Genomic DNA, 26,309 nt, shown 5'->3' with positions numbered 1-26,309 from the left:
GAAGACCAGCCTTGAGACTCAGCCCCGTGCCGCCGATAGAGCAGCATGACGACCACCTCCGGCGGCGACGCCCTCGCCCCAGCCAAGGTGATGCGCCTGCGCTACGCGGGTACCTGTGGGGAGTGCGGCTCGGACCTCGAGGCCGGGACCCGTGCGGGCTACCTCAAGGCCACGAAGACGGTTCGCTGTCTCCCGTGCCTCAAGCCTCACGAGCCGGTGTCCCAGGAGGCGCCCGCAGCCACCCCAATGGCGGACCCGACGCCGGAGCCGACCCTGGAGCCCATCGAGACGGGATCGGCGGGCTCCTCTGCTCGACGCGAGTACGAGCGTCGCTCCGCAAAGCGCGAGGCTCGTATTCGCGAAGCGCACCCACGGCTCGGGGGCCTCATCCTCGCGGTCACCGACGAGCCGCAGAGCACGACCGCATGGGCCAGCGGCGCTCGCGGGGAGGAGCTGCTCGGGACGCGACTGGCCGACCTCACGCAGAAGGGTGTCCGCCTCCTCCACGACCGGCGCATCCCCGGCACGAGGGCGAACATCGACCACATCGCCGTCGGCCCCACGGGCGTTCACGCCATCGACGCCAAGCGCTACAAGGGCCGCCGGCCGACGCTTCGTGTCGAGGGCGGGCTCTTCCGGCCGCGCGTGGAGAAGCTCCTCGTCGGCTCCCGCGACTGCACCCGCCTGGTCGACGGCATGCACAAGCAGGTCGGCCTCGTCCGATCCGCCCTCGACGCCGTGGCGCTGACCGACGTGCCCGTGCTCGGCGCACTGTGCTTCATCGAGTCCGACTGGCCCCTGATCGGCGGGTCGTTCGTCATCGCCGACGTCGCTGTCCTTTGGCCTAAGAAGCTGGCCGAGCGTCTCGTTGCGCCGGGCGCGATGAGCGAGGCGGAGGTCGAGGCAGTTCACCGGGCGCTGGCACAGGCGTTCCCGGCCGCTTGAGCTGGAAGCGGGGCCGTGCCGCCGCCTCGCGCTGGGTGCCCCACTTTTGGTCGTGAGTGGCCGTGAGAGCTACGTCGCCCAGGCGCTTGGCAGTCCGTCGCTACCCCCGCAGCACTCGCACGCAACGGCGTCGGTCCCTGCTACCCGGCGATGTTCCGGCAGCGACGACATCTTCTTCCCCTCATCCGCACACCTGTCTGTAGAGGCACCCGCCGACACCGTGTCGAGCAGCTGCCTCCGGGACGGGGCGGATCGTGTTGTCGATGCACAAGCTCACCGCTGGGGACGGGTATGCCTACCTGACCCGGCACGTCGCCGCGGGCGACGCCGGGCTCGAGCCGGGTCGGTCGCTCGCCGGCTACTACGAGCAGACCGGCAACCCGGCTGGGCGCTGGTACGGCGACGGCCTCACCGGCCTGGGAGACGCGGCGCGGCGGCTGCACCCGGGCGACGTCGTCACCGAGCAGGCGATGACGGCGGTGTTCCGTGACGGTCTGGACCCGTTGACCGAGGACGCGCTGGGCCGTGCCTATAGCCGTTTCGATGACGGGAAGCGCCACGCCGTCGTCGGGTACGACCTGACCTTCACCGCCCCCAAGTCCGCCTCCGTCCTGTGGGCGCTGGCCGATGACGCGACCCGCGCCATCGTCTATGACGCGCACCGGGCGGCGCTGGCGTCATCGCTGGAGTTCCTCGAGCAGCGCGCCATCCGTACGCGCACCGGCGAGGGCGGGCGTTATCAGGTCCGCACCCGCGGGATGGTCGCCGCAGCGTTCGACCACTGGGACACCCGGGCGGGCGACCCGAACCTGCACACCCACGTTGTCATCGCCAACAAGGTTCAGGGCCCCGACGGGGTGTGGCGCAGCGTCGACGGGAAGACCGTCCACGCCGCCACGGTCACGATCTCCGAGCTGTACGACACCCTCCTCGCGGACGAACTCGCCCGCCGCCTGCCGGTCGCGTGGTCGCGGCGTGACCGTGGACCGCGCCGCAACCCGGCCTTCGAGCTCGAGGGAATCCCAGACGACGTCCTCGCGCACTTCTCCGCCCGGTCGGAGCAGATCCACTGCGCCGAGCAGGACTGGGCCGCGCAGTTCCTGGCCACGCACGGGCACGAGCCGAGCCGGGTCGAGATCACCAAGGCCCGTCAGTTCCTTACCCGCACCACGCGGCCGCCCAAGACGGTCCGGCCGCTGGCGGACCTTCTGGCCGAGTGGGCCAACCGCGCCCGGGCCCTGACCGGGATGGAGCCTCGGGACCTGGCCGCTCGGGCGCTGAGGAGCGACTACGGGCGCGCCTTGCATGCCCACGACGTCGGCCCCGAGGTGAAGGCGGCGATTGTCGCGCAGATGCTGGCGGACGTCTCCACGAAGCGATCGGTGTGGAACACCTGGAACCTGGCCGCCGAGGCGCTGCGCGTGTCGAAGCCGCTGCGGATGGCCTCCCCCGCGCAGCGGCGGACGCTCCTGAACTCCCTCACGGTCCAGGCCGCGGACGTCTGCGTGCACCTGGACGACACCCGCGACCCCACCACCCGCCGGGTCGGGGAGAACCTGTACACGTCCGTCGAGCTCCTCGCTGCGGAGAAGGTGCTCCTGGACGCCAGCGAGGCCGTCACGGCCGTCGTCGGCGACCAGCGGCACCGACCGGTCCTGATGACCCGCCTGGCGTCCCACCTGGACGGGCTGGCCCCCGACCAAGCCGCCGCTGCCCGGGCCGTGGTCGCCTCGGGCCACACCGTCGACGCCCTCGTCGGGCCGGCCGGCTCGGGCAAGACCACCACCCTCGGCGCGCTCACCGCGTTCTGGCGGGGCAACGTCGGGCCCTTCGTCGCCCTGGCACCCTCGGCGACGGCAGCGCACACCCTCAGCCGCGCGCTGGGGGTGGACTGCGAGACGACGGCGAAGTGGCTCTACGAGACCAGCGGCGACGGCGCCCGACGTCGCGCGCAGAGAGTGACCGAGCTCCAACAGGTGGTGACGGGAGGCGACTACGCCACCGCCAGCGCCGCACGCCAGGCCCAGTGGGACCTCGTCGTCGAGCAGCGGCGCTGGGCGCTCGCACCGCGCCAGCTGGTGATCGTCGACGAGGCCTCCCTCGCCCACACCCGGGCCCTCGCCGACCTGACGCTCCAGGCCCAGGCCGCCGGCGCCAAGGTGCTGCTGGTCGGGGACCACCTGCAACGCGGCTCCGTCGACGCCGGCGGCGCGTTCGCCATGCTCGCCCGCCGCGGACCGACCGCCGAGCTCACCTCCCTGTGGCGATTCGCCAACCCCTGGGAGGCGCGCGCCAGCCTCGAGCTGCGCCATGGTCGGCCCTCTGCCCTCGACGCCTACGCCGCCCACGGCGCCTTCACCGCCGGCCCGCAGGACGACATGCTCGAGGGCGCCTTCGCCGCCGTCGCCGACGCACGGGGCCGGGGGCGGACCGCGGTGCTGCAGGCCGCCGACAACCGCACCGTGCGCGAGCTCAACACCCGCGCTCACGCCAACGGCGTCCTGACCGGCACCGTGAGCCGCGACGGCGTCGTGCTGCACGACGGGCTCACCGCAGGGGTCGGCGACCGGATCGTCACCCGCCACAACAACCGTCGCCTGGTCACCGAGAGCGGCTTCGTCCGCAACGGCGACCTCTGGGACGTCACCGCGATCCACCCCGACGGCTCGCTGCGGGTCCGGCCGGCGGATGCGAGCACGACGGCGACGGTGCGACTGCCAGCGGCGTACGTGGCCGAGCACGTGGAGCTCGGCTACGCCACCTCCACCGCCCGCAGCCAGGGCATGACCGTCGACGAGACCCACACGATCGCCGTCCCCGGCATGGCGCGCGAGGACCTGTACGTCGCCATGAGCCGCGGCCGCCACCACAACCACACCTACGTGGTGCTCGACCAGCCCGACCCCGACTGCCTCCCCGGACACGGCGCCCCGGCGACCGCCCGGGAGGTGCTCGACCAGATCCTCGCCACCACGCACACCGAGCGCTCGGCGACCGAGACGTGGGAGACGTTCCACCCCGGCACACCGCTCGACGCGGACGCGCTCGAGGCCTTCATGTACCGGCCCTCGCCGCGTCCCAGTGTCCCTCCGAGCGCGCCCGGGCCCCGAACGGCGCCCAGCCACGACCGCGACGCCATCGAGATCTGACGGACAGCACAACGCACCACCGCGAAGGAGAGGCCATGTCGACCACGATCACCCCGTTCGGGCAGCCCGGTGCGACACCCGACGATCCGGTCGCCGCGGTCGATGCGCCGCAGGCCCACTACAACACCGAGAAGCTCCTGATCTCCGTCGAGGAGGCGGCCGAGCGCCTGGACATCGGCCGGACGCTGCTCTTCGAGCTGATCCGCACCGACCAGATCCGGACAATCAGGGTCGGCCGGCTGCGGAAGGTGCCTGTCGAGTCCCTGCACGAGTTCGTCGAGCGGCAGCGGCGCTGACACGTCCAGACCCCGGCGTGGGCCCTGCAGCGCGACCAGGACGCACTCCTCCGACGTCTCACCACTGGGACCTACAGCGCCCGAGGCGGACGCCGTCGTCCGCCCCGGTTCGCGCCTGTGCGCGACCGCCCCAGACGCGCTCCCGGAGGCGCGCCATGTTGACCATCCGTTGACCACACGCCAGAGGCCCTTTCGATCCGAAGATCGAAAGGGCCTCTGACCTGCTACTTCGTGGTAGCGGGGGCAGGATTTGAACCTGCGACCTCTGGGTTATGAGTGCAGCCCCTCTTGTGCTGCGACCGCTTCTGAGTAGGCTCGATGCGTGCATCTCTGCATGTCAGTACAGGTTTCTCGTACGCCGGCGTCCGCCCCGGTTCGCCGGTTTTCGGCGGTGTCTGCCCACATTGCGCCCACATGTGAGTTGGGGTGGTCGATATGGCGTGGGTGACGGTCCGGCGTGCTGAGGACGGCAAGAAGCGGTACCAGGGCCGCTACCGGGACGCCTCCGGAGCCAAGCGCACCGTGGGTACGTTCAGCACCGACAAGGCCGCCATGCAGGCCGCAGTCCGAGCAGAGATCGCCCTGGCCGAGGGGACGTGGATCGACCCGCGCGCCGGGCGCATCACGTTTAGGGAGTACGCCGGGCAGGTTTGGCTCCCGTCGCGACACCTGGAGGTCACCACCTACGCCGCCTATGCCTCGAATCTGCGCATCCACTTCATACCGTTCTTCGGGGACTACCCGTTGGCGCGGATCATGCCCGCCATGGTGCAGGAGTGGGTCAACCAGGCCGGCAAGCCCCCCCAGGTCGCCGGGAAGGGACGCAAGGGACTCTCTCCTCGCTCGATCGTGAAGTACCACGTGATGTTGCACTCCATCTTCGCCCGAGCCGTGGCCGACCGAATCATTCCCTTCAACCCCTGCGCGGCCACCGACCTGCCCAAGGTGATCACAACCAGGACCCGCACCCTGACGCCCGATGAGTACACCCAGCTGCTGACGCAGATCCCTCCCCGGTTCACCGTGATGATCATGACCGCCATCGAGACCGGTCTGCGCTGGGGTGAGCTCGTCGCCTTACGACCCCGCCACATCGACACCCAGGCCCGCACGATCACCGTGCAGGACACCATCGTCGAGGTATCGGCCAAGGACTCCCCCACCGGGCAGCGCATGATCGTCAAGCCGTATCCCAAAGACGACGAGCCTCGCACCGTCACGGTCTCCCAGGACCTAATCGACGCCCTCACCGCCCGAGTCCGTCACCTCGGCCTCGGACCCGACGACCTGCTGTTCCCCTCCCGCGAGACCGCCGCCGGCCAACCCCTGTCCAGGGCCACGTTCAACACCCGGTACTGGCGCCCAGCCGTGCAACGCTCCGGCATCAACTTCAACGTTCGCATGCACGACCTCCGCCACGCGCACGCCTCCTGGCTCCTCGCCGGCGGAGCCGACCTCATGTCAGTCATGGAACGCATGGGCCACGCCCAGATCCAAACCACCCAGAAGTACCTCCACACCCTGCCCGACGCAGACCGACGCACCCTCACCGCCTTCCACACCATCCGCACCCAAACCTCACGATGACGAACCGCAACCCCCCGAACATCGGCCACACCGCGAGCATGAGAGTGAAGCCGGTGAAGGAGAGGGTGAGGACCCTGCGTCCGTCCATGGCGACCTCGCGATCGTTGGAGGACCCGGGGGTGACGACTCGTGACATCACCGGCACCCCCTTTCCCGAACGCCGTGAGAAAGGTGGCGTTCACGCCATGAGCCGCAGCGGCGACGCTCCGTCCGTCGCGAGCCGTCGACGGCTCGTCAGTCGCGCGCGATGACGGCCAGGACGATGTCGACAAGCGCGTCCTTCGCCTCGCCGTCGAGGACCGCCGGAGGTGGGCTGTCCTCCCGCCACGCAGCGATCCCCGCCTGGAGGCTGGCGACGGCGCAGGCGGCACGGATCCGATCGGTGGGCGCGGGCTCCCCGTCCGTCCCGACTAGTGCCCGCCCGATGCGCCCCGGCAGGCCGCTCTCCCCGGTCAGCGCCCGGATGTGGTTCCCCACCGCCGGGTCGGCAAGCATCACGACCACGTGCGGCCCCACCTCCGCGACGACGTCGACGAGGGCGGTCACGAGGTCGCGGCGCCCGGCGGCGTCGCGCACGGGCCCATGCTCCTCAAGGACGCGGGAGACCCTCGCCGTCGCGGGAGTGAGTAGGTCGGCGAGCAGTTCCTCCTTGGCCCGGAAGTGGTAGTACACCGCGGCCTTGGTGATCGACATCCGCTCGGCGATGTCCCGGATCGACGTGCCCTCGTACCCCTGGCGGCTGAAGAGCTCGAGCGCGACATCGAGGATGCGGTCCCGCGTGCTCCTCAGCTCCGGAGCTGACACCAGCGGCCTCCAACTTGACGATCGGCAAGGGCGAGAACATGATAACTCTCAGGCAGCTACTTAACGGTCGTCAAGTCAGGAGAGCTCGATGAGGTCACCAAGCGCCGTCGACGGCATCGACGATGAGGCGGCCCGTCTCGAGGAGTCCCTTGCAGTCGGAGACCACCATGGCTGACGCGACCGGCGCTCGGTCCCGTCCGCCCGAGTACAGCTCCCGCCCGGCCCAGGTAGACCGCGAACCGGGGTCGCGCCTGGGACAGGCGTTGCTGCTCGTGAACGAGATCGACCGCACGGCCCGCCTGCTCCGGCCCATCCTGCGCACGGTCAAACGACTCACCGGGCTGTCACCAGCTCAGGTGCACGCGCTCCTTGCCGCCGCGGAGGACGGCGAGGTGGACAGAGGTCCGCGGGACGACGGGGCAATCAGGCCTGCGCTCGCGGGGACGGGGCTGATCACGGCGGACGCCACGACGGCTGAGGGTCCGGATGGCGCTGGCAGCCGGCTCACTGACTCCGGGCGCGCGGCCCTCGAGCAGATCCAGGGCCTGCAGATCCGGATCCTCGACACCGTCATGACCTCGTTGCCCGAAAGAGAGGTCGACGAGATCCTTGCTTCGCTCCGCAGGATCGGCGATTCGCTCGAGGGCATGCCCCCACACCCCGAACCCTGGCCGAGCACGGGCACAGGAACCGCATGATGACCCGTGGACGTCCGCGCCCGTAGGAGCCGCCCGGTGCCTACGCTTCGCAGATGGCCGACACCTGCGTCTCGCGCGTCCCCGTCTTCGCCGGCCTCTCGGCGCACGATCAACGTCGGGTCGCGGAGCTGGCGCGCCCCACACATCTGAAGGCCAGGGAGAGTGCCTACCCTGCCGACGACCACCTGTCCCAGCTCATGGTGCTGCACACGGGACGCGTCAAGATCTTCCGGCTCTCAGCCGACGGGTCTGAGCAGATCGTCCGGGTGCTGGGTCCCGGCGAGTTCACCGGGGAGACCTCGGTCTTCACCGGCCATCGGCCCGACGACTACGCCACCGCGCTGGAGGACAGCCAACTGTGCGTGTTCCGCCATGATGACCTCAAGGCCTTGATCAGGGAGCACCCTGAGATCGGCCTGCGGATGCTGGCGACGGTGAGCGAGCGCCTGTCCGAGACCGAGCACCGGCTCAACTCGCTGACCTCGCGTGATGTCGAGAGCCGGCTGGCCGACTACCTGCTCGGCCTGCCCAGCACCTGGCGCGACCGCGTGGCCACGGTGAGCCTGCCGCTGGCCAAGAAGGACGTGGCCTCCCTGCTCGACACCTCCCCAGAGAGCTTGAGCCGGGCGCTGTCGAGCCTCGCCGCGCAGGGCCTGATCGTGATCGGCGCGGGACGGTCGGTGTCCATCACGCATCCCGACCGGTTGCAGCGGCTGGTCGACGAGGCGTGAGTCCCCCGGGTCGGCGCGGCCACGCCAGCCGTCGCGTGACGACGGCCTCGAGACCCGCGGCGGGGGCGAAGGGTTCGTCCCAGACCCGGGAGTCGTCCGAGACGGCTGGGTTGTCACCGGCCATGAAGTAGTTCGTCCCCGGCACCCGCCAGGTCTGGGTGTAGGCGCCATGCACCCGGGGGCGTCCATCAACGGACTCCCCGTTGACGAACAGGCGACCGGCCTCCAGCTCGACGAGGTCACCCGGCAGGCCGACCACGCGCTTGACCATCCGCAGCCCGTCGTGACGAAACACCACGACATCGCCACGCCGCACCCGCGCGCCGGCTCGTCCGACGGGCCGCGTGATCAGCAGATCGGACGAGCGGTAGGTGGGGGCCATGGACTTGCCGGCCACCCTGACGAGGCGCTTCATGCGGAGGTCCTAGTGCTCGGAGGTGTGTGCGTGCTCGGAGGCGTGGGCGTGTTCGCTGTCGCCGTGGCTCTCGTGCCCGTCGTGGTCCTCACCCTCGGCGTACATGAAGAAGCTGACGTAGGCCTCGAGGTAGCGACGGCCAGCTGCGACATCGTCCACGTCGAAATCCTTGCGGACCAGTGCAGCGTGGAACCGCTTGTCGAGCTCGGCACGGCGCTCTCCCGGAACCATCGGCAGCAGGGCCGCGTCCGTGCCCAGGGCGATGGCCTCGTCGGCCGCCGTGACGACAGGGTCGACCTGGGTCCCGGTGGGCTGGATGCCGGTGAAGCCGACGCCCTCGCCCATCCGGTGAATGCGGACCATCGTCTCCAGGAAGAGGCGCTCGGCCAGCTCCGCGGCGTCCGTCCCGAGTGTGCGGACCTTCAGGGCCTTGTCGAAGACCTCGCGCAGCTCGGCCTCACCGTCGGCGGGGATCCACTTGAGCGCGTAGTTGACGTTGCCCGTCGCCAGGGCCTTGTGTCCGTCCGTGACGGCCGGGCCATCGGCGGTGTCGCAGTGGGCCTGCACGGTGGCGGGCTTCAGCGCGGCCAGCAGGGTGGCGATGCGGTTGATGAACATGGGATCTCCTTCGCTTGGTGATCCCCACGGTACGAGGATCGTGGCCCCACCGCCTTGACGCCGATCAAGCCTCGCCCCACCGCGCACCGACGGCCGCGGCACGGCCGACTCCGCGTCACGGCTGCCGCGCCTGCCAATCGGGCGGCGGGCAGAGGGCTCCCGAATTGCTATGATCGGTTTTGGTATCAAAGTCGTCTGAGGTGTGCCACACCGGGGAGCGGCTGTGGGACCGATCCCTCTGGCGCGGGTCTACGACCCGCCGCCGTCAGGCGGGCGCGTCTTCTTGGTGGAGCGCCTCTGGCCGCGGGGGGTGCGGCGCGACGCGATCCGCATCGATGCGTGGCTCAAAGGACGCGGCGCCGAGCATCGCGCTGCGTCAGTGGTTCGGGCATGACCCGCAGAAGTGGGTGGAATTCCGGAGCGCTACCTCGAGGAGCTGGATTCGAACCCCGGCGCATGGCAGCCGATTGACGTGGAGGAACCTGTGACGTTGCTCTTCAGCTCTCGTGATCGCGAGCACAACAACGCGGCGGCGCTGCGGGACTACGTGATCGCGCGCATGCCATGAGCCGCGCGGGACAGGGGTTGCCGTCCGAAGGTTCGCGGCGGCCTGGTGTGGGCGGCGTGCCGTTGTCCGATCCGCCGGCGCCGCGGCTGGGGTCGCGCCGTCAGGCTGTCCTGCAGTCCTTGCGGCAGTCACCCGAGGCGCTTGCGGTCGTCGACGTCGCCGCACTCACCGAGCTGCACCCCAACACGGCGCGGTTCCACCTCGACGCGCTGGCCGCGCACGGGCTGGCCGTGCGCACGGTCGAGACGAGGACGTCCCCTGGGCGACCACGGGTGCTGTACGTGGCGCGCGCCGAAGCCCTCTCCCAGCGCAGCTATGGGCTACTCGCGGAGATGCTCGCCGGACTGGCTGCGGCGGCCGGCGACGCGCGCGAGGCGGCGGTGGCGACGGGTCGCTCGTGGGGCCGACATCTCGTCGAACGGCCGTCGGCTGAAGGTGGGCTCGACGCGGGGCTAGCGGTCGACGCGCTGCATCGGGTCTTCGAGGACATCGGATTCCAGCCCGAGACCTCGACCGAGGGGGGGACCGTATCGCTCCGGCTGCGGCACTGCCCGTTCCTGGAGGTCGCGACCCGACACCCCGAGGTGGTGTGCGGCATGCACCTCGGCATCATGCAGGGAGTGCTTGACGAACTCGGTGGTACCGCCGTTGCGGAGTCGCTCGACCCCTTCGTGACACCACGCGTGTGCGTGGCCCAGGTGCGCAGGGCATCGACCCCATGAGGGCACGAACGGGCTCAGCGCGAGAGCGGCGACCGGAGGTAGCAGCGCAGTCGGCCGGCAGCAGGCCCGACGCTCGACGGCGGGCGGCTGCGGCACCGTTCGTCGCGATCGGAGTGGTGTGCGTCATCGCAGGCGGGCTCGTCGCCGGTTTCACCGCACCCGTCGCGACCGAGAGCTCGTCCTGGGCCTCCGCCTACCTCGTGCTCGTCGCCGGTGTCGCACAGGTCGGCCTCGGCCTCGGGTCCTCGATCCTGGCACCCCGCCCGCCGTCGAGAGTCTCGACGATCGGCACCCTCGGCCTGTGGAACCTCGGCAACGGGTCGGTCCTGGCCGGCGTCCTGCTCGACCGGACCACGCTCGTCGACATCGGCGGGATCGCACTGGTGATCGCACTGGGGCTGGTACTGCGCACGGTCCGTCGCTCCACGGGCCCCGCCCTCCTCCTTCGGGCCTACTGGCTGCTCGTCGCGGTGCTGGGCCTGAGCATCCCGATCGGACTTGTGCTCAGCCGGATCCGCGGCGGCTGACGCGAACCACCGGCCGGCGGTGTCCAGCGACTGTCGTGCTCGTGCGACCAGACAAGTACCGCGGTTTCTACGGACACCCACCGCAGCAGTGACGATCAAGGAGAGCGATGACCGAGAACCAGCCGTCCGACTGGGACCCGCGATCTCAGGCGGTGCTCGAGGACCAGATCGCCGCCTATGACGAGTTGCGCGGTCGCTGCCCCGTCGCGCACAGCGACTTCCTGGGCTGGTCGGTCCTCCGCCACGACGACGTGGTGCGGGTGCTGGACGACCCGCAGACGTTCAGCAACGCGGTCCCCCACCGCCTGACGGTGCCCAATGGGATGGACCCGCCCGAGCACACCGAGTTCAGGCGCGTCAACGACCGGTACTTCACCCCGGACCTTATGGACGCTCTCGAACCCTCGTGCCGGCGGATCGCCGCCGACCTCGTCGACGACCTGACGCGTGGCGTTCCGACCGATCTCATGCCAGCGCTCGCCGAGATGTACGCGCTCCGAGTGCAGAACGCGTTCCTCGGCTGGCCGGCCGAGCTCGAGGAGCCGCTACGGCGCTGGACGGCTAAGAATCGCGCGGCGACGCTCGCGCAGGACCGGCCAACGATGGCGGCGATCGCTGTCGAGTTCGACGGCTTCATCCGTGACCTTCTCGCCGCGCGCCGCCAGGCAGGCGACGCCGCACCGGACGACCTGACGACCCGCCTGCTCGGTGAGCGGGTCTGGGACCGCCCGATGACCGACGAGGAGCTCGTCAGCCTGCTGCGCAACTGGACCGTCGGCGAGCTGAGCACGATCTCGGCGAGCGTCGGGATCCTGGCGCACCACCTGGCGGCGCACCCATCGACCCAGCAGCTGCTCCGGGACGACCCCTCGTTGATCGGGGCGGCGAACGACGAGATCCTGCGCATGCACGCGCCGCTGATCGCCAACCGTCGCGTGACGACCGAGCCTGTCGAGGTAGGCGGTCAGCTCATCGGCGCGGGCGAGCGGGTCACCGTGCTCTGGGCGTCAGCCAACCGGGACGAGGCGGTCTTTGGCGATCCCGACGAGTTCCGGCTCGACCGCGACCCGGCGGACAACCTCCTGTACGGCCGGGGCATCCACGTGTGCCCCGGCGCCCCGCTGGCCCGCCTCGAGCTGCGGGTCCTGGTCGAGGAGCTGCTGGCACGCACCACCGAACTTGCGCCGGCGGATATCGCACCGGCACGCGCCCACTACCCCGGAAGTGGCTTCGCAACACTCCCCCTCGTGCTGCACTGACCGCTGTCGCCGTGCCGACGGCACGCCCACCATCACATGCATCGGTCACTGTCGTCACGATCTCGCAGCCGAGGGGAAGCGACCACGATGGGAGACCCTCGACGCCCGGCGTGAGCTCGCTGCTTGCGAGCACCGCGACGGAACCGATCTCGAGAAGGGCCAACCATGACCAGCACCGACAAGACGAGGTTTGGGCGTCTCTTCGCCGCGGCGGCGCTCACGGCCGTCGTTCTGCTCTGAGCATCGCCGGCCACCGCCGTCAGTGGACCGACGTTTGGCGACCACGCCGCGCAGTGCGCTCTAACCCAGGGCTTCTCCGGGACACACAACCCGGGCATGCACCAGGGACCGCACACCTAGGAAGGCATGACCTGCAACCCGTGAGCCGTAGGAGCGCAACCCGGTGCCCGGACAGCGTCGGCATCGTCGCCCTGGTCGCCGAGGGCTGTCCAACGAAGAGATCGCCGAGCGCCTGGTCATCTTCCCCTTGACGGTCAAGACCCATGCCAACCGATCCATGGCCCGCTCGACCTGCGCGACCGAGCCCAGTTCGTCGTCGCCGCCCACCAATCGGGCCTCGTCCGCATCGGTACCGCGTGCCGTCCAGTGCTCGGGGCGACTGGCACCGACGTCAGGGACATCACCGGGGATCGACCATGACCTGGGTCAAGCGCCCGCAGACCCGTCCATGGCCGTCGCGAAGGCTTCCGCGCGGTGAGCGTGCGCGTGACCGGCGCCGTGCTCATCGAGCACCCCGAGCGCCAGGGTGGAGTGCGCGTAGGCCCCGCCCGCGCGCATCTCCGCGGCAACCCAGATCGACTCCATGATCTGCTCGTCCGAGGCGCCCCGACGACGAGCGACGCGCGTGTGCCCGGTGATGCAGTACGGGCACTGCGTCACGTGGGCGACGGCGACCGCGATGAGCTGCTTGGTGACCTCGTCGAGGGCCCCGGCGGCGAACACCGCCGAGCTGAACCGGTCCCACGCCTCGTTGATCTCGGGGGCGAGCTCACGACGGCGAGCGGCGACCTCAGGGGTCGCGGGCGGGTACATGTCGGGCACGACAGCTCCTTCGTGGTGGGCGGACGGTGCGGGTCACACGTTCACCTAGGACGTGGCCACGCGGCCGATCCGGACGCGCCAGACCTCCGGACCCTCCTCGAGGTACTTCCAGGTGAACTCGCCCGGGTTCTCGGCGGCGAGCTGGTAGTACAGCGGCTTGGGGTCGTGGTCGTTGACCAGCACGAAGGCCGCGTCGACCGGGAGCTTGTCGAAGCTGGTGAAGATCAACTCGTGACGGACGCGGGGGATCTCCGTGCGGACGTCGATGATGCGGTCGGGCGTGGTCATGCGGACCTCCGGTCCAGGTTCGGAGGCCTCGAGCTGCCGCTCGAGGCGGGCGACGTGGTGCATGGTGCCGTCGAGGCGACGGGCGAGATCGGGACGGGTGTGCCGCAGCAGCACCCAGCCGTCGGCGGCAAGCTGACCGGCGTCCTGCGGCCGACCCGCCTCGGCCAGCGCGCGGCACGCCTTGGTGAGCGTGCGGACCAGCCCGGCGGGGAGGTCGTCGTCGTCCGCGGCCTCAGCCGGGGTGGCGAGCTCGGTGGGGGCCTCAGTCGACACGTGTGATCTCCACGCGCCACACCGCGGGGCCGGTCTCCAGGTAGTTCCACTCGAAGGTGCCCGGCCACAGGGACTCGGTCTGGTAGCGCAGCGGCTTGGGGTCGTGGTCGTTGCGGATGATGAAGGATTCTCCCGTCCCGAGTGCGTTCAGGTGACCGAAGATCACCTCGTGCCTTCCACCGTGCGGCAGGGTGCGCACGTCGAGCTCGACGGTTCCCGCTGTCTCGGGCTGGGTCGGGTCGGCGGCCTGCCGGGCATCGGCGGACATGGCTCTCCTGGGGTCTGGGGACGAAGGTCCTCGGTTGTTTTTACTAGTGTTCTCGTGAAAACTACACCCATGCCCCAGGTCCGCCGCCAGTCCCGCCCGTGCACTGCGAGCCAGATCACATCGCGGTCCGCCGCCGTCCGCACCGGGTCGGTGCGATGAGCCGCGAGCTGCTCTCGGTCACCCGCCTCGTCGGCCCCGGCACCGAGGTGGCGCAGCTGCGTGAGGAGCTCCGCGACGTCATCGACCCCGAGCTCGGCGTCGACATCGTCTCGCTCGGCCTGGTCTACGGCCTCGAGCTCAACGGCCGGGTCGCCGCCGTGCTCATCACGACCACGACACCCGCCTGCCCGCTCGGGGAGTACATCACCGACGAGGTACGCAGGGTCCTGATCGAGAGCGGCGCGGTGGACCGCGTCGAGGTCGAGATCACCCACCGCCCCGCCTGGACACCGGAGATGATGAGCGCCGAGGTCAAGCAGGCATTCGGATGGTGACGGAGCAGGTCCCCGTCCCCGTCTCGTCCTCCGCCCCGCAGCCCCGGTCCGCCGGGACGGCACCAGCCCCGCGCGTCCCCTGGCGGCGCATCCCGATCTTCGTGGCCGCCGTCATCTCGTTGCTGGCCGGGCTCTGGGGCGGTCTCCTCCTGCTGGGACTGCCCGTCCCGACCGTGACGAGCACGACGGCGTCCGACCACGGTCCGCTGATGGTCCTCGGCTTCCTCGGCACCGTCATCTCCCTCGAGCGCGCCGTCGCACTGGCACGGCCCTGGGGCTTCCTCGCCCCGGCCTCCGCGGGCCTCGGCGGCATCGCCGTCCTGCTCGGCCAGGCGCTCGCCGGACGCCTCCTGCTCTGCGTGGCTTCGATCCTGCTGGTCGTCGTGTACGTCGTGGTCCACCGGGTCCAGCCCGCCGTCCACCTGCGGGTGATGGCCGCCGGTGCGGTGTGCTGGTACGTCGCGACGGTGCTCTGGCTCGCCGGCTGGACCGTTCCCCAGCTCGTCCCGTGGCTGGCCGGCTTCCTCGTGCTCACGATCGTCGGTGAACGCCTCGAGCTCGCCCGCGTCGGCCTGCTGCGACCCGCCTCGGTGCGTCAGTTCACCGTCGCCTCTAGCGTCTTCCTGGCCGGGCTCGTCCTGACGACCCTGCCGACGCTCGCCGTCGTGGGGACCCGCGTGGCCGGCGCCGGGCTGCTGGGGCTGGCGCTGTGGGGTGCGGTCAACGACGTCGCCCGCCGGACCATCAAGATCCCCGGCGTCACCCGCTTCATGGCGGTGTGCCTGCTCGCCGGCTACGTGTGGCTCGCGGTCGCCGGGGTGCTCTGGCTCGTCATCGGCGACCTCGGCTCGAGCGTCGCCGCCTACGACGCCGCGCTGCACGCCGTCTTCCTCGGCTTCGTGATGTCGATGATCTTCGGGCACGCCCCGGTCATCGTCCCCGCCGTCCTGCGGGTGCGCCTGCCCTTCCACCCGTCCTTCTACCTGCACCTCGGCCTGCTGCACGTCGCCCTGGCGGTCCGGCTCGTCGCCGGCGACGCCTTCGGCGTGACCACGTTGTGGCGCGTGGGCGGGGTGGCGACCGAGGTGGCCGTCGTGCTCTTCCTCGTCGCCTCCGCGACCGCCGTCGTGCGCTCACGCCGAGCCGGAGGTCCACGATGACCACGACCCACGACCGCACCACCGACGACCACGCGGTCTCTCGGCTGCCCGAGGGCCCGCCGTCGGGCAGCAGCGGTGACCGTGCCGGCTTGCTGGGTGGGCTCGCCCTCGGCGCGGTCATGCTCGTCATCGCACTCGTCGTCGCCCTGTCGGGTGCGTCGGCGCCGACCGGCGGCTCGGTCGCCGTACCGGGCGGGGGCGATGGGCCCCGTACCGTCCAGGTCACGTTGTCCGGCATGCGCATCACCCCGGCCGTGATCGAGGTGCCGAGCGGGACGCACCTGGTCCTGGAGGTCACCAACGACGACGCCATGCGCCACGACCTGGTGCTCGCCTCCGGTGAGCAGACCCCGGTGCTGGGTGGCGGCGAGTCGTCGACGCTCGACCTCGGCGTGGTCGACGCGGGCGTCGACGGGTGGTGCTCGCTGCCCGGGCACAAGGCCGCTGGGATGACCATGACGATCATCGCGTCCGACGCGGACGGGGAGGCCGTCGAGTCCCGCGCGTCGCACACCTCGTCCGGCACCGCGACGGGCGTCGGCGCGACGTCGGAGCGCGCCGCCCTGGACCTGCACGCCGCGCCCGGACCGGACTGGCAGCCGTACGACCCGCACCTGCAGCCGCTGCCCGGCGGCACCGAGCACATCGTGCGGATGGCCGTGACCGACACCGTCGTCGAGGTCGCACCCGGCGTCCGGCAGACGCTGTGGACCTTCAACGGGACCGCACCCGGCCCGACGCTGCACGGCCAGGTCGGCGACCTGTTCACCATCACCTTCGTCAACGAGGCGACCACCGGGCACGGCATCGACTTCCACGCCGGCGCACTCGCCCCCGACCAGCCGATGCGCACCATCGACCCGGGTGAGGAGCTGACGTACCAGTTCGTCGCCCAGGGATCGGGTGCCTGGCTCTACCACTGCAGCACCAAGCCGATGTCGTTGCACATCGCCAACGGGATGTACGGCGCGGTCATCATCGAGCCCCCCAGCCTGGAGCCGGTCGACACCGAGCTGGTCATGGTCCAGTCCGAGCTCTACCTCGGACCGGACGGGGGCACGGCCGACGAGGCGGCGATCGCGGCCGAGGCACCCAGCGCGGTCGTCTTCAACGGCTACGTGAACCAGTACGCGCACGCCCCGGTCGCCGTGCGCGCCGGTGAGCGGATCCGGGTCTGGGTCGTCGCCGCCGGGCCGCAGCGTGGGACCGCCTTCCACGTCGTCGGCGCCCAGTTCGACACCGTCTTCAAGGAGGGCGCCTACCTGCTGCGCCCCGGCAACGCCGAGCGCGGTCTCGCCCAGGTGCTCGACCTCGCCCCCGGCCAGGGCGGCTTCGTCGAGCTCGTCCTGCCGGAGCCTGGCCGGTACCCGTTCACCGACCACGCGATGGTCGATGGCGAGCGCGGGGCCCACGGCGTGCTCGAGGCATCGTAGGTGGACGTCTGGTCGTTGGTCCGCTTCGTGCACGTGCTCGGCGCGATCCTGTGGGTCGGTGGGCAGGTCACCGTATCGATGCTCGTCCTGCCGGTGGCCCGACGGCGGCTGGGCGAACGGGAGCGCGCCGAGCTGATGCGCACGCTCGGCCTGCGCCTGGGTGTGATCACGATGGCCGGGTTCATCCCCGTACAGGTGGCCACCGGCGTCCTGCTCGCCTGGCACAAGGGTGTCACCTGGGCCTCGCTCGGCGACCCGGGCTACGGCCGCACGCTGGCCGGAAAGCTCGTCGCCTTCGTCCTGGTGATGCTCGCCGCGGGCCTGCACGGCTGGGCGAACGGGGTGGGTCGCCGGACCCTGGCCCGGTCCCTGGCTCTCGCCTCGCTCATCGGGTCCCTGGTCGTCGTCCTGCTCGCCACGGCGTTGCCCGTGAGCTGAGCACGTCGTCCGGAACCCCGGACGCCACCACCCGAGAGAGGAAGCCATGACCTACGTGATCGGGGCGCCGTGCGTCGACGTCAAGGACAAGGCCTGTGTCGAGGAGTGCCCGGTCGACTGCATCTACGAGGGTGAGCGCTCGCTGTACATCCACCCGGACGAGTGCGTCGACTGCGGGGCCTGCGAGCCGGTCTGCCCGGTGGAGGCCATCTACTACGAGGACGACCTGCCCACCGCTCTGGTCCCCTACCTGGCCGACAACGCCGCCTTCTTCGAGGAGACGCTGCCGGGTCACGACGAGCCCATCGGCTCACCCGGCGGTGCGGCCAAGCTCGGGATGGTCCCGGCCGACACCCCGCTCGTCGCCGGGCACGAGGTGATCCCGGGGTACGTGCACCAGGAGTGAGTCGCAGGCCAGCCCGCCTGAGGCCCTGCCCGTGTCCGTGGAAACCATGCGAATCTGGTCGTCAGCGGTGCCGCGCGCCGAAGAGGACGGTGCGCGACACGTGCCGCACCATGGCCGCGAGCACGAGCAACCACGCGGCGAAGGCCACCCAGAGCTCGACGGCGCCGATCATGCCGACCAGGGGGAGCCGGTCGGCTCGCCCGAGGTAGATCCCCGCGACGGCGTACATCCCGAGCGGGAAGATGATGCTCCATAGGGTCGCCTCGTAGCGCAGGGGGACCCGCCGCACGATGTGGCGCCACCAGCCCGCGGCGACCAGCACCGGGATCAGCCAGGTCGCGAACGCCCAGAACACGACGGACAGGCCGGCGATGAGCTCGCGTGTTGCGTCCACCATCGGTGCGTCCGCCATCTCAACGATGCGCGCTCCCGCGAGAACCGTGATGGCCAGCGCGCCCATCGACACCCAGTACGGCGGGGTCAGCTCCTCAGGGCCGAACTTGTAGAGCATCAGCCGCAGCGCGACGAAGACGCCCGCTGCGGCGTACAGGAAGACCCCGATCGACCAGGACATAACCGCGAGCAGTGCGAGCTCGCGGCGTCCCGTCTCGAAGACCGGCTCGATCGTGGCGGCGGAGATGGCGACCGACTGGCTCGCGACCACCCAGATGAACCAAGTGCCGTTCGCCGTCGCCACCACTGGTCGCTCTTCGCGCCCCAGCACGGCGGTCCACGGCACCACGTAGCCGAGAACCAGCCAAGCCAGGCCGGACACCACCAGCAGGACGGCGGTCGCCTCGTAGTAGCCCTCGATGCCCAGACGCACCCCCAGCACATTGGTGCCGGCCACGAACGTGAAGAAGCCGAAGCCACGCCCCGGGTCGTTGAAGTCGTCATTGGTCGCCTGGCGGTACGCGACGAAACGCCACGCGGTGAGGGAAAGTAACACCACGAACGCGCTCGCGCAGATGATCAACAGCCACAACGAGAGCACGTCGAAGCCCTCCAGGCTCATGCCCACGGAGATGATCCCGCTGGCCATCACCAGGGCGAAGTAGCCCGGAGTCAGCCCCTCCACCGCATGGTGCACCCGTCCACTCAGTGAGTCGGTCACGGTCGCAAACTACCCTCAGGCGGATCCAGCAACGCGATGTCCGCCGAGACACCCTCACGCTGGTAGGCGGCGAGACGCCCGGGGCTCTCGGCGTTCTGCTGGCGCCAGAGCTTCGATGTGATCTTCACTCGTAGCCTTGTTGCTTCAGCCGACGTCGTCGTACAGCAGGGCTTCCTCGCGCAGCACAGCGGCGGGCTCTTCCATGGGCTGCACCTGTCGGCGCCGACGCTCCGGCGGGCGAGAACGTAGACCCATGCGAATCGGCGTGTGTGTCGAACCGGGGGCGCTTGTTCCGGCGACGCCGTCCGCGTTGATGCGCACAAGGCGCCGCCGCCGTCGGTGGACGGCGGTCCTACCTGGTCACCGATCAGGTCCTGGTGGCGCGGCGGCACCCACTTCTGCTCACGGGGAAGGTCCACCTACAGCAGAGATCCGACGGGCGGTCGAGGACTTCCAGGCTGGCCGGCTCGGCCAGGTACCTTCGGTGCACAACGCGCCACCGACCTGCTCGGGAGCAAGCCCGACTCCCCACTGGACTGAGGGGTGCGGCCCTCAGCCGCCGGGTCGGGTCCGTGCTTTGGGTGATCTCACCGAGCTGTGTCCGGCTCAGCCACGGGGCAGATTTCGTAGGTTGCTGCGCGCCATGCTGAGGGCCTCGCCGGCGCCCTTGTTGAGCACGACCTTCGACATGGCGGTGGCGAAGCCCAAGACCTGCTCGCCGGTGATCTTCGGGGGCAGAGAGAGTGCCTGCGCATCGGTGATGACCTCGACGAGCGCGGGTCCGTCGTGGGCGAAGGCGGCGCGGTAGGCGTCCTCGAGATCGGCGGGGTCGACTACGCGCCGGGCGTGGTATCCGATCGCCTCGGCGATCGCGGCGTAGTTGGTGTCCGGAACGTCGACGCCGAAGTCGGGCAGTCCGGCGACGAGCATCTCGAGCTTGACCATCCCGAGGGTGGAGTTGTTGAACAGCACGACCTTGACCGGGATGCGCAGGGTCGCTGCGGTGATCAGCTCGCCGAGCAGCATGGAGAGGCCACCGTCGCCGGAGACCGAGACCACCTGGCGATCCGGGAAGGCGAGCTGAGCGCCGATCGCCTGCGGCAGCGCGTTGGCCATGGACCCGTGCAGGTAGGAACCGATGAGCCTGCGCGTGCCGAGCGGGCGGATATAGCGCGCGGTCCAGACATTGCACATGCCGGTGTCCGCGGTGAAGATTGCGTCCTCGGCTGCCACGTCGTCCAGGATCGAGGCCGCGTACTCCGGGTGGATCGGCACCAGCTTGTCGGCCTCGCGGGTGTAGGCGCCCACGGCCTTGCTCATCAGCCGGTCGTGCTTCTTCAGCATCCGGCGCAGGAACTGGTCGCTGTTCTTCTCCGCGACCAGGGGCAGCAGGGCGTGCAGCGTCGGGAGCACGTCACCGTGGATGGGGATCTGCACCTCGGTACGGCGACCGATGTGTTCGGCTGCACGGTCCACCTGCGCGGTGAGGGTCTCGGGCAGGAACTGGTCGTAGGGGAAGTCGGTGCCGAGCAGGATCAGCAGGTCTGCGTCCTCGATACCCTCGGCGGCGGCGCCGTAACCGAGCAGCCCTGTCATGCCGATGTCATAGGGGTTGTCGTACTGGATGAAGTCCTTACCGCGCAGGGAGTGTCCGACCGGAGCCTTGATCCGTGCGGCGAGCTCGACCACCTCGTCGTGGGCACCCTCGACGCCTGCGCCGGCGAAGATCGCCACCTTGCCGGCCTCGTTGATCGCCTCAGCCAGGCGCTGCACGCTGACCCGGTCCGGGGTCATCGCTCCGAGCACGATCGGGTGACAGGTGGGCGTGGGCGCCGTCGCATCGAGGTCGGCGAAGTCGCCGGGCAGCGTCACAACCGCCACCCCCCGTCTGCCGAGCGCGTGCTGGATCGCGTTGCGCACCACGCGCGGCGCCTGATCGCTGGTGCTCACCATCTCGGAGTAGACCGAGCACTCGGTGAACAGCCGGTCGGGGTGGGTCTCCTGGAAGTAGTCGCTGCCGATTTGGCGGCTCGGGATGTGCGAGGCGATGGCGAGCACCGGGGCGCCTGACCGGTTGGCGTCGTAGAGGCCGTTGATGAGGTGCAGGTTGCCGGGCCCGCTCGACCCGGCGCACACAGCGAGCCTGCCGGTGAGCTGTGCCTCGGCCGAGGCGGCGAACGCGGCCGCCTCCTCGTGACGCACGTGGATCCAGTCGAGCCCCTCGCGATCCGCGCCCCCGGTGCGCCGTACGGCGTCCACGATCGGGTTCAGGCTGTCCCCGACGATCCCGTAGATGCGCCGGACCCCCGCTGACTGCAGCTGGTCCACCAGCTGGGTGGCGAGCTTCTTGGCCACGGCAGGGTCCTCCCGATGTGGGCACTGACCACTCGAGTATGCCGTGCGTCATCCCAGGGTCGCGAGCGCTTCCGGAGTCAACCCTGTGAGGTCGGGGAGCACCACCTCGGCCAGAGCGAGTGCGCCCGCGTCCGCTTCCGGCGGATAGCTGGACGGGGATCGCGATGATGCGAGTGCCCGCCGCACTCGCTCCGCAACCCGTCGCTCGAGTCCTCCACCACGACGCATTGGCGGGTGCTGACGTCAAGCCCTGCGGCCACTACCACGACGACGTCAGGCGACGGATTCCTGTACTCCACCGGTTCGGTCGACATCACCCGGAAGAACGGCTCGCTCTCGGCGCTGTCGAGTACCGCATCGATCAGGACGACTGGCGGGGGGCTGGCCAGTCCGAGCGGCCAACTTGCTGCGATTCGACGGGCCGCCTCCACCGCACCGGGGATGAGCCCCACAAGGGCTCGGAGTCGACAAGGACCCCGTCGAGATCGCAGACGACCGCCCTGATGTCGGGTTCACCAGCCCTCACTGCGGCGGCCGGTGCTGGTCAGCGCCGTACTGCTGGTCGGCCAGGGACTGGTCGAGGTCGGCCGCGCGCACCCGGTACACCTGCAGTTGCAGGTCGTAGTACTTGTCTGTCTCGCCGACCCACTCCATGCCGATGCGTTTGGCTGTGGCTGCGCCGCGAGCATTGGTGGGACGGACCACTGCGAAGACCTCGTCGATGCCGGGGTACTCGAGGGCCCAATGCGCCAGTGCATGACCGGCCTCGGTGGCGTAGCCGTGGCCCCAGAATTCGGGTGACAGCTGCCATCCGATCTCGAGGTCAGTGCCTCCCGGGGGCAAGTACAGCAGGGTCATCCCGCCGAGGACTCGATTCTCCTCGGTGAGCTCGACGGCCCACCGACCGGTGGGTTGCACGCTCCGGTGGCTCTCAGCGACCCAGTGCTGGAGGACCAGCCGCATCTCCTGAGGGTCACGGACCGCGTCCATCGCGGGGCTCAGCCACCGGGCCACCTCCTCGTGCTTGTAGATCTCGAAAGCGGCATCAGCATCATCCACAGTCCATGGACGTAGCCGGAGTCGCCGAGATGTCAGTGTCGGGATCATGGTGTGCTCCTGCTTGTTCTCCTAGCGCGGCTCCAGACCGCAACCTACCCGAAGCGGTCGATTGCCGGCCGGTCGCAGGTGCCGGCCACGGCCACCGGCTCGGTGCTTGGTCGACAACGCCAGCGGTGTCGTCGTCGGGTCAGGCTCACCCGGGACGTCGCGGGCTCAGTGCACCGAGCAGGTCGACATTGAGCTGGGAGATCGTGTCGAGCGGCACCCCGGCCGGGCACACCGCAGCGCACTCTCCGATGTTCGTGCATCCACCGAAGCCTTCGGCGTCGTGGCTGTCCAGCATGGAGACGACCCGGGCCGCGCGTTCAGGCTGGCCTTGGGGGAGCTCGCCCAGATGCGTGACCTTGGCGGCGGTGAACAGCATGGCCGAGGCGTTGGGGCATGCGGCCACGCAGGCGCCGCATCCGATGCAGGCCGCCGCCTCGAACGCGCGGTCCGCGTTCTCCTTGGGCAACGGCGTGGCGTGCGCGTCGGGCGCAGACCCGGTGTTGACGCTGACGTAGCCACCGGAGGAGATGATGCGGTCCAACGCGCGCCGGTCGACGACCAGGTCCTTGATGACCGGGAATGGGTCGGCACGCCAGGGCTCGACCGTGATGGTGTCGCCGTCGGCGAACGAGCGCATGTGCAGCTGACAGGTGGTGATGCGCTGCGGGCCATGGGCGACGCCGTCGATCATCACCCCGCACTGCCCGCAGATGCCCTCGCGGCAGTCGTGGTCAAACGCGATCGGCTCGTCGCCCTGCGCGATGAGGTCCTCGTTCAGGACGTCGAGCAGCTCGAGGAACGACATCTCCGGTGACACGTCCTGGCGCGGGTAGGAGACGATCCGACCCGGCGCCTGTGCGTTCTGCTGCCGCCAGACGTTCAGCGTGATCCTCACGTGTAGCTCCGTTGCTTGAGCTCGACGTAGTCGTAGTGGAGGTCCTCTTTGCGCAGAGTCGGTGGGTTGGCGTCGCCAGTCCACTGCCAGGCCGCGACGTAGGCGAACCGTTCGTCGTCACGCAGCGCCTCCCCGGCTGAGGTCTGGCTCTCGGCACGGAAATGTCCGCCGCACGACTCGCGGCGGTGCAGCGCATCGATGCACATCAGCTCGGCCAGCTCCATGAAGTCCGCCACCCGCCCCGCCTTCTCGAGCGACTGGTTGAGCTCCTCCGCCTCACCGAGCACGCGCACGTCGGCCCGGAAGCTGGCCCGCAGCGCCCGGATGCGCCCGATCGCGTGCCGCAGCCCCTCCTCGGTGCGCTCCATGCCGCAGTACTCCCACATGATCTGGCCGAGCTCCTTGTGGAAGGAGTCAACGGATCGCGTGCCCTGCGCGACAAGAAAGGTCGCGATCCGGCTGCGCACCGTGCCGACCGCCTGGGCGACGGCCGGGTCGTCGTCGTCGACCGCCTTGTACGGTCCTGCCGCGAGGTAGTCGTTGATGGTGTTCGGCAGCACGAAGTAGCCGTCCGCCAGACCCTGCATCAACGCCGAGGCACCCAACCGGTTGGCACCGTGGTCGGAGAAGTTGGCCTCACCCACCACGAACAGGCCCGGGAGGTTGGACTGCAGGTCGTAGTCCACCCACAGCCCGCCCATCGTGTAGTGCACCGCGGGGTAGATCCGCATCGGCACCTCGTACGGGTCCTCACCGGTGATGCGCTGGTACATGTCGAACAAGTTGCCGTACCGGGCGATCACAGTTTCCTTACCGAGCCGCTGGATGGAATCGGCGAAGTCGAGGTAGACACCCAGACCGGTGGGACCCACCCCGCGGCCCTCGTCACAGACCTTCTTGGCTGCCCGGGACGCGATGTCCCGCGGCACGAGGTTGCCGAACGCCGGGTAGGTGCGCTCGAGGTAGTAGTCGCGCTGGTCCTCGGGGATCTCGCGGGGGTCACGCGCGTCCGCCTTGGCCGCAGGTACCCAGATCCGCCCGTCGTTGCGCAGCGACTCCGACATGAGCGTCAGCTTGGACTGGTACTCCCCCGACACCGGGATGCAGGTGGGGTGGATCTGCGTGTAGCAGGGATTGGCGAACAGGGCCCCCTGGCGATGAGCCCGCCAGATCGCGGTCGCGTTGCAGCCCATCGCGTTCGTGGAGAGGAAGAAGACGTTGCTGTAGCCACCGGTCGCCAGCACGACCGCATCGGCGAGATGGGTCTCGATCTGACCGGTGACCATGTCACGCACGATGACGCCGCGCGCCCGTCCGTCGATGACCACGAGCTCGAGCATCTCGTGGCGGGTGTACATCGCGACGGTCCCGGCGGAGATCTGCCGCTCCAGCGCCTGGTAGGCGCCCAGCAAGAGCTGCTGACCGGTCTGGCCACGGGCGTAGAACGTGCGGGAGACCTGCACCCCGCCGAACGAGCGATTGTCGAGGAGGCCGCCGTACTCCCGCGCGAACGGCACGCCCTGGGCCACGCACTGGTCGATGATGTTGCCGCTCAACTCGGCCAACCGGTAGACGTTGGACTCCCGGGACCGGAAGTCGCCGCCCTTGATCGTGTCGTAGAAGAGCCGGTACGTGGAGTCGCCGTCGTTGCGGTAGTTCTTCGACGCGTTGATGCCACCTTGGGCCGCGATCGAGTGCGCTCGGCGCGGACTGTCCTGGTAGCAGAACGACGTCACCTGGTAGCCAGCCTCACCCAGCGTGGCCCCGGCTGAGGCTCCGGCCAAGCCAGTCCCGATGATGATGACCTTCAGCTTGCGCCGGTTGGCGGGGTTCACGAGGCGGGCGCTGAACGTGCGCTCCGACCACCGCTGCTCGATCGGACCGGTGGGGGCCGTCGTGTCCAGGATGGGCGCACCCTCGCGATAGAGCCCATCGACGAGAGTCTCAGTCACCATTTCTCCTCACCCATCTCACTCCAGCACGCCGAGGAAGATCGCGATCGGGGGAACCAGGAAGCCCACCACGATGATCAGCGCGATCACCAGTGCGGTCCGCTTGATGGCCGGTTCACGCCGGCGCGTGGACCAGCCGAGCGTCTGTACGGCACTCCAGATCCCGTGCCGCAAGTGCATGCCCAGAGCGAGCATCGACAGTACGTAGATCGCCAGGATGTACCAGGTCGAGAAGGCGGCGACGACGCGGTCGTAAGGGCTGTCGAAGCTGCCGCCGACCTGGATGGTCATCGTGGTGAACTGCAGGAGGTGGAAGATCACGAAGAGGAGGAGCGCCACCCCGCCCCAGCGCATGGTTCGCGAGGACCAGGTCGCCTGCACCGGTCTGAACTTCACGTACCGAGTGCTCCTGGCGTGGTTCGCCCGTCTCCACAGGCTCACCGCCGCCCACACGTGCACCACCAGGGCCACGACCAGACCGATGCGCATGACCCACAGGAACCCTGAGTACGGCAGCAGCGGCTCACCCAGCTCCCGCAGGTGGTGGGCGTAGCCATCGAAGGCCTCCTGCCCGGAGAACACCTTGAGGTTGCCGTACATGTGCGCCAGCACGTAGAGCACGAAGAGCCCGCCGGTGATCGCCATCGCGAGCTTCAGACCGACGCTCGTCCGCCTGGCCTTGCGCACTCTCGCCGCAGCAGTAGTTGTGGCCACGCCGCTCCCTCTCGTCTACCGAAATGCAGGC

26 protein-coding genes and 1 pseudogene are annotated in these 26,309 nt (G+C 69.8%); 15 read left to right on the top strand and 12 right to left on the bottom strand.

Annotation, left to right across the window (positions count from 1 at the left end; all coding sequences use genetic code 11):
- The first annotated feature begins 45 nt into the window (after positions 1 to 45).
- The 4 genes from N866_RS00450 to N866_RS00435 all read left to right on the top strand — a co-directional run bounded on the left by N866_RS00450 (position 46) and on the right by N866_RS00435 (position 5,977).
- On the top strand, positions 46 to 945 hold the full coding sequence (locus tag N866_RS00450; RefSeq protein ID WP_034221045.1) for a nuclease-related domain-containing protein: 900 nt from the start codon (positions 46 to 48) through the stop codon (positions 943 to 945).
- A 263-nt stretch (positions 946 to 1,208) separates the two neighbouring features.
- Positions 1,209 to 4,094 carry a MobF family relaxase gene (mobF, locus tag N866_RS00445; protein ID WP_245612306.1) on the top strand — a complete coding sequence of 962 codons (2,886 nt, stop codon included), beginning with the start codon at positions 1,209 to 1,211 and terminating at the stop codon, positions 4,092 to 4,094.
- Between the two features lie 35 nt (positions 4,095 to 4,129).
- Positions 4,130 to 4,390, top strand: a complete 261-nt coding sequence (locus tag N866_RS00440) for an excisionase family DNA-binding protein (RefSeq protein WP_034221042.1) — start codon at positions 4,130 to 4,132, stop codon at positions 4,388 to 4,390.
- A 435-nt stretch (positions 4,391 to 4,825) separates the two neighbouring features.
- Positions 4,826 to 5,977 carry a tyrosine-type recombinase/integrase gene (locus N866_RS00435; protein ID WP_034221183.1) on the top strand — a complete coding sequence of 384 codons (1,152 nt, stop codon included), beginning with the start codon at positions 4,826 to 4,828 and terminating at the stop codon, positions 5,975 to 5,977.
- A 234-nt stretch (positions 5,978 to 6,211) separates the two neighbouring features.
- Here N866_RS00435 and N866_RS20740 read toward each other — a convergent pair whose 3' ends face one another.
- Entirely contained in the window at positions 6,212 to 6,781 is a 570-nt protein-coding gene (locus N866_RS20740; RefSeq protein WP_052022174.1) for a TetR/AcrR family transcriptional regulator, read from the bottom strand.
- A gap of 167 nt (positions 6,782 to 6,948) precedes the next feature.
- On the opposite strand from N866_RS20740, the gene N866_RS00425 reads away from it, so the two are divergent.
- A complete protein-coding gene (locus N866_RS00425; protein ID WP_155855118.1) occupies positions 6,949 to 7,479 on the top strand; it encodes a hypothetical protein in 531 nt (176 codons plus the stop codon).
- 53 nt (positions 7,480 to 7,532) lie between these two features.
- A complete protein-coding gene (locus N866_RS00420) occupies positions 7,533 to 8,210 on the top strand; it encodes a Crp/Fnr family transcriptional regulator (RefSeq protein ID WP_034221037.1) in 678 nt (225 codons plus the stop codon).
- Here the strand turns inward: N866_RS00420 and lepB are convergent.
- Entirely contained in the window at positions 8,167 to 8,625 is a 459-nt protein-coding gene (gene lepB / locus N866_RS19560) for a signal peptidase I (protein WP_052022173.1), read from the bottom strand. The genes N866_RS00420 and lepB overlap by 44 nt on opposite strands.
- Positions 8,626 to 8,634: 9 nt before the next feature.
- On the bottom strand, positions 8,635 to 9,243 hold the full coding sequence (locus N866_RS00410) for a DUF6448 family protein (RefSeq protein WP_034221035.1): 609 nt from the start codon (positions 9,241 to 9,243) through the stop codon (positions 8,635 to 8,637).
- Positions 9,244 to 9,445: 202 nt separating this feature from the next.
- On the opposite strand from N866_RS00410, the pseudogene N866_RS22725 reads away from it, so the two are divergent.
- From N866_RS22725 to N866_RS00390, 4 genes and pseudogenes are all read left to right on the top strand, one after another.
- Positions 9,446 to 9,811 (top strand): annotated as a pseudogene (locus N866_RS22725) (DUF488 domain-containing protein).
- A 47-nt stretch (positions 9,812 to 9,858) separates the two neighbouring features.
- Positions 9,859 to 10,533 (top strand): helix-turn-helix transcriptional regulator, encoded by a 675-nt coding sequence (locus N866_RS00400; protein WP_034221033.1) that lies wholly within the window; start codon positions 9,859 to 9,861, stop codon positions 10,531 to 10,533.
- 116 nt (positions 10,534 to 10,649) lie between these two features.
- The gene (locus N866_RS00395; RefSeq protein ID WP_155855117.1) at positions 10,650 to 11,060 is read left to right on the top strand and encodes a hypothetical protein; all 411 of its coding nucleotides are present in this window, start codon (positions 10,650 to 10,652) and stop codon (positions 11,058 to 11,060) included.
- Positions 11,061 to 11,167: 107 nt separating this feature from the next.
- The gene (locus N866_RS00390; RefSeq protein ID WP_034221031.1) at positions 11,168 to 12,319 is read left to right on the top strand and encodes a cytochrome P450; all 1,152 of its coding nucleotides are present in this window, start codon (positions 11,168 to 11,170) and stop codon (positions 12,317 to 12,319) included.
- A gap of 666 nt (positions 12,320 to 12,985) precedes the next feature.
- Here the strand turns inward: N866_RS00390 and N866_RS00385 are convergent.
- Genes N866_RS00385 through N866_RS00375 form a run of 3 tightly spaced genes read right to left on the bottom strand, consistent with a single transcriptional unit; the run spans position 12,986 to position 14,210 of the window.
- The gene (locus tag N866_RS00385; protein WP_081802181.1) at positions 12,986 to 13,372 is read right to left on the bottom strand and encodes a carboxymuconolactone decarboxylase family protein; all 387 of its coding nucleotides are present in this window, start codon (positions 13,370 to 13,372) and stop codon (positions 12,986 to 12,988) included.
- Positions 13,373 to 13,426: 54 nt separating this feature from the next.
- Positions 13,427 to 13,942, bottom strand: coding sequence for a DUF2249 domain-containing protein (locus tag N866_RS22310; RefSeq protein ID WP_245612305.1), 516 nt, complete (start codon positions 13,940 to 13,942; stop codon positions 13,427 to 13,429).
- Positions 13,932 to 14,210 (bottom strand): DUF2249 domain-containing protein, encoded by a 279-nt coding sequence (locus N866_RS00375; protein WP_081802174.1) that lies wholly within the window; start codon positions 14,208 to 14,210, stop codon positions 13,932 to 13,934. Before N866_RS00375 ends, N866_RS22310 begins: the two co-directional genes overlap by 11 nt.
- Before the next feature lie 155 nt (positions 14,211 to 14,365).
- Here N866_RS00375 and N866_RS00370 point away from each other — a divergent pair, with 155 nt between their 5' ends.
- From N866_RS00370 to fdxA, 5 genes are read left to right on the top strand one after another with little or no spacing between them, the layout of a single operon-like run.
- On the top strand, positions 14,366 to 14,704 hold the full coding sequence (locus tag N866_RS00370; RefSeq protein WP_052022170.1) for a metal-sulfur cluster assembly factor: 339 nt from the start codon (positions 14,366 to 14,368) through the stop codon (positions 14,702 to 14,704).
- Complete coding sequence (locus N866_RS00365; protein WP_216699335.1) at positions 14,698 to 15,864, top strand: hypothetical protein; 1,167 nt, start codon at positions 14,698 to 14,700, stop codon at positions 15,862 to 15,864. Before N866_RS00370 ends, N866_RS00365 begins: the two co-directional genes overlap by 7 nt.
- Positions 15,861 to 17,297, top strand: coding sequence for a multicopper oxidase domain-containing protein (locus tag N866_RS00360; protein WP_081802173.1), 1,437 nt, complete (start codon positions 15,861 to 15,863; stop codon positions 17,295 to 17,297). The genes N866_RS00365 and N866_RS00360 overlap by 4 nt, the downstream gene beginning before the upstream one ends.
- Complete coding sequence (locus N866_RS00355; protein ID WP_034221030.1) at positions 17,298 to 17,735, top strand: hypothetical protein; 438 nt, start codon at positions 17,298 to 17,300, stop codon at positions 17,733 to 17,735.
- A gap of 46 nt (positions 17,736 to 17,781) precedes the next feature.
- A complete protein-coding gene (gene fdxA, locus N866_RS00350) occupies positions 17,782 to 18,141 on the top strand; it encodes a ferredoxin (protein ID WP_034221029.1) in 360 nt (119 codons plus the stop codon).
- Between the two features lie 61 nt (positions 18,142 to 18,202).
- On the opposite strand, the gene N866_RS00345 is transcribed toward fdxA, so the two are convergent.
- The 6 genes from N866_RS00345 to N866_RS00320 all read right to left on the bottom strand — a co-directional run bounded on the left by N866_RS00345 (position 18,203) and on the right by N866_RS00320 (position 26,278).
- A complete protein-coding gene (locus N866_RS00345) occupies positions 18,203 to 19,255 on the bottom strand; it encodes a tellurite resistance/C4-dicarboxylate transporter family protein (RefSeq protein WP_245612304.1) in 1,053 nt (350 codons plus the stop codon).
- 606 nt (positions 19,256 to 19,861) lie between these two features.
- Positions 19,862 to 21,610 (bottom strand): pyruvate dehydrogenase, encoded by a 1,749-nt coding sequence (locus N866_RS00340; RefSeq protein WP_034221028.1) that lies wholly within the window; start codon positions 21,608 to 21,610, stop codon positions 19,862 to 19,864.
- Between the two features lie 522 nt (positions 21,611 to 22,132).
- Positions 22,133 to 22,717 carry a GNAT family N-acetyltransferase gene (locus tag N866_RS00335; RefSeq protein WP_034221025.1) on the bottom strand — a complete coding sequence of 195 codons (585 nt, stop codon included), beginning with the start codon at positions 22,715 to 22,717 and terminating at the stop codon, positions 22,133 to 22,135.
- 145 nt (positions 22,718 to 22,862) lie between these two features.
- Entirely contained in the window at positions 22,863 to 23,612 is a 750-nt protein-coding gene (locus N866_RS00330; protein ID WP_034221023.1) for a succinate dehydrogenase/fumarate reductase iron-sulfur subunit, read from the bottom strand.
- Positions 23,609 to 25,564 (bottom strand): fumarate reductase/succinate dehydrogenase flavoprotein subunit, encoded by a 1,956-nt coding sequence (locus tag N866_RS00325; RefSeq protein ID WP_425393946.1) that lies wholly within the window; start codon positions 25,562 to 25,564, stop codon positions 23,609 to 23,611. The genes N866_RS00330 and N866_RS00325 overlap by 4 nt, the downstream gene beginning before the upstream one ends.
- 18 nt (positions 25,565 to 25,582) lie before the next feature.
- The gene (locus tag N866_RS00320) at positions 25,583 to 26,278 is read right to left on the bottom strand and encodes a succinate dehydrogenase cytochrome b subunit (RefSeq protein ID WP_081802172.1); all 696 of its coding nucleotides are present in this window, start codon (positions 26,276 to 26,278) and stop codon (positions 25,583 to 25,585) included.
- Between the last annotated feature and the right edge of the window lie 31 nt (positions 26,279 to 26,309).

It is taken from the genome of Actinotalea ferrariae CF5-4, from assembly GCF_000603945.1.
Classification (GTDB): Bacteria; Actinomycetota; Actinomycetes; order Actinomycetales; family Cellulomonadaceae; genus Actinotalea; species Actinotalea ferrariae.
The sequence above is the reverse complement of the archived record's forward strand: the minus strand, read 5'-3'. Positions and strand labels throughout refer to the sequence as shown.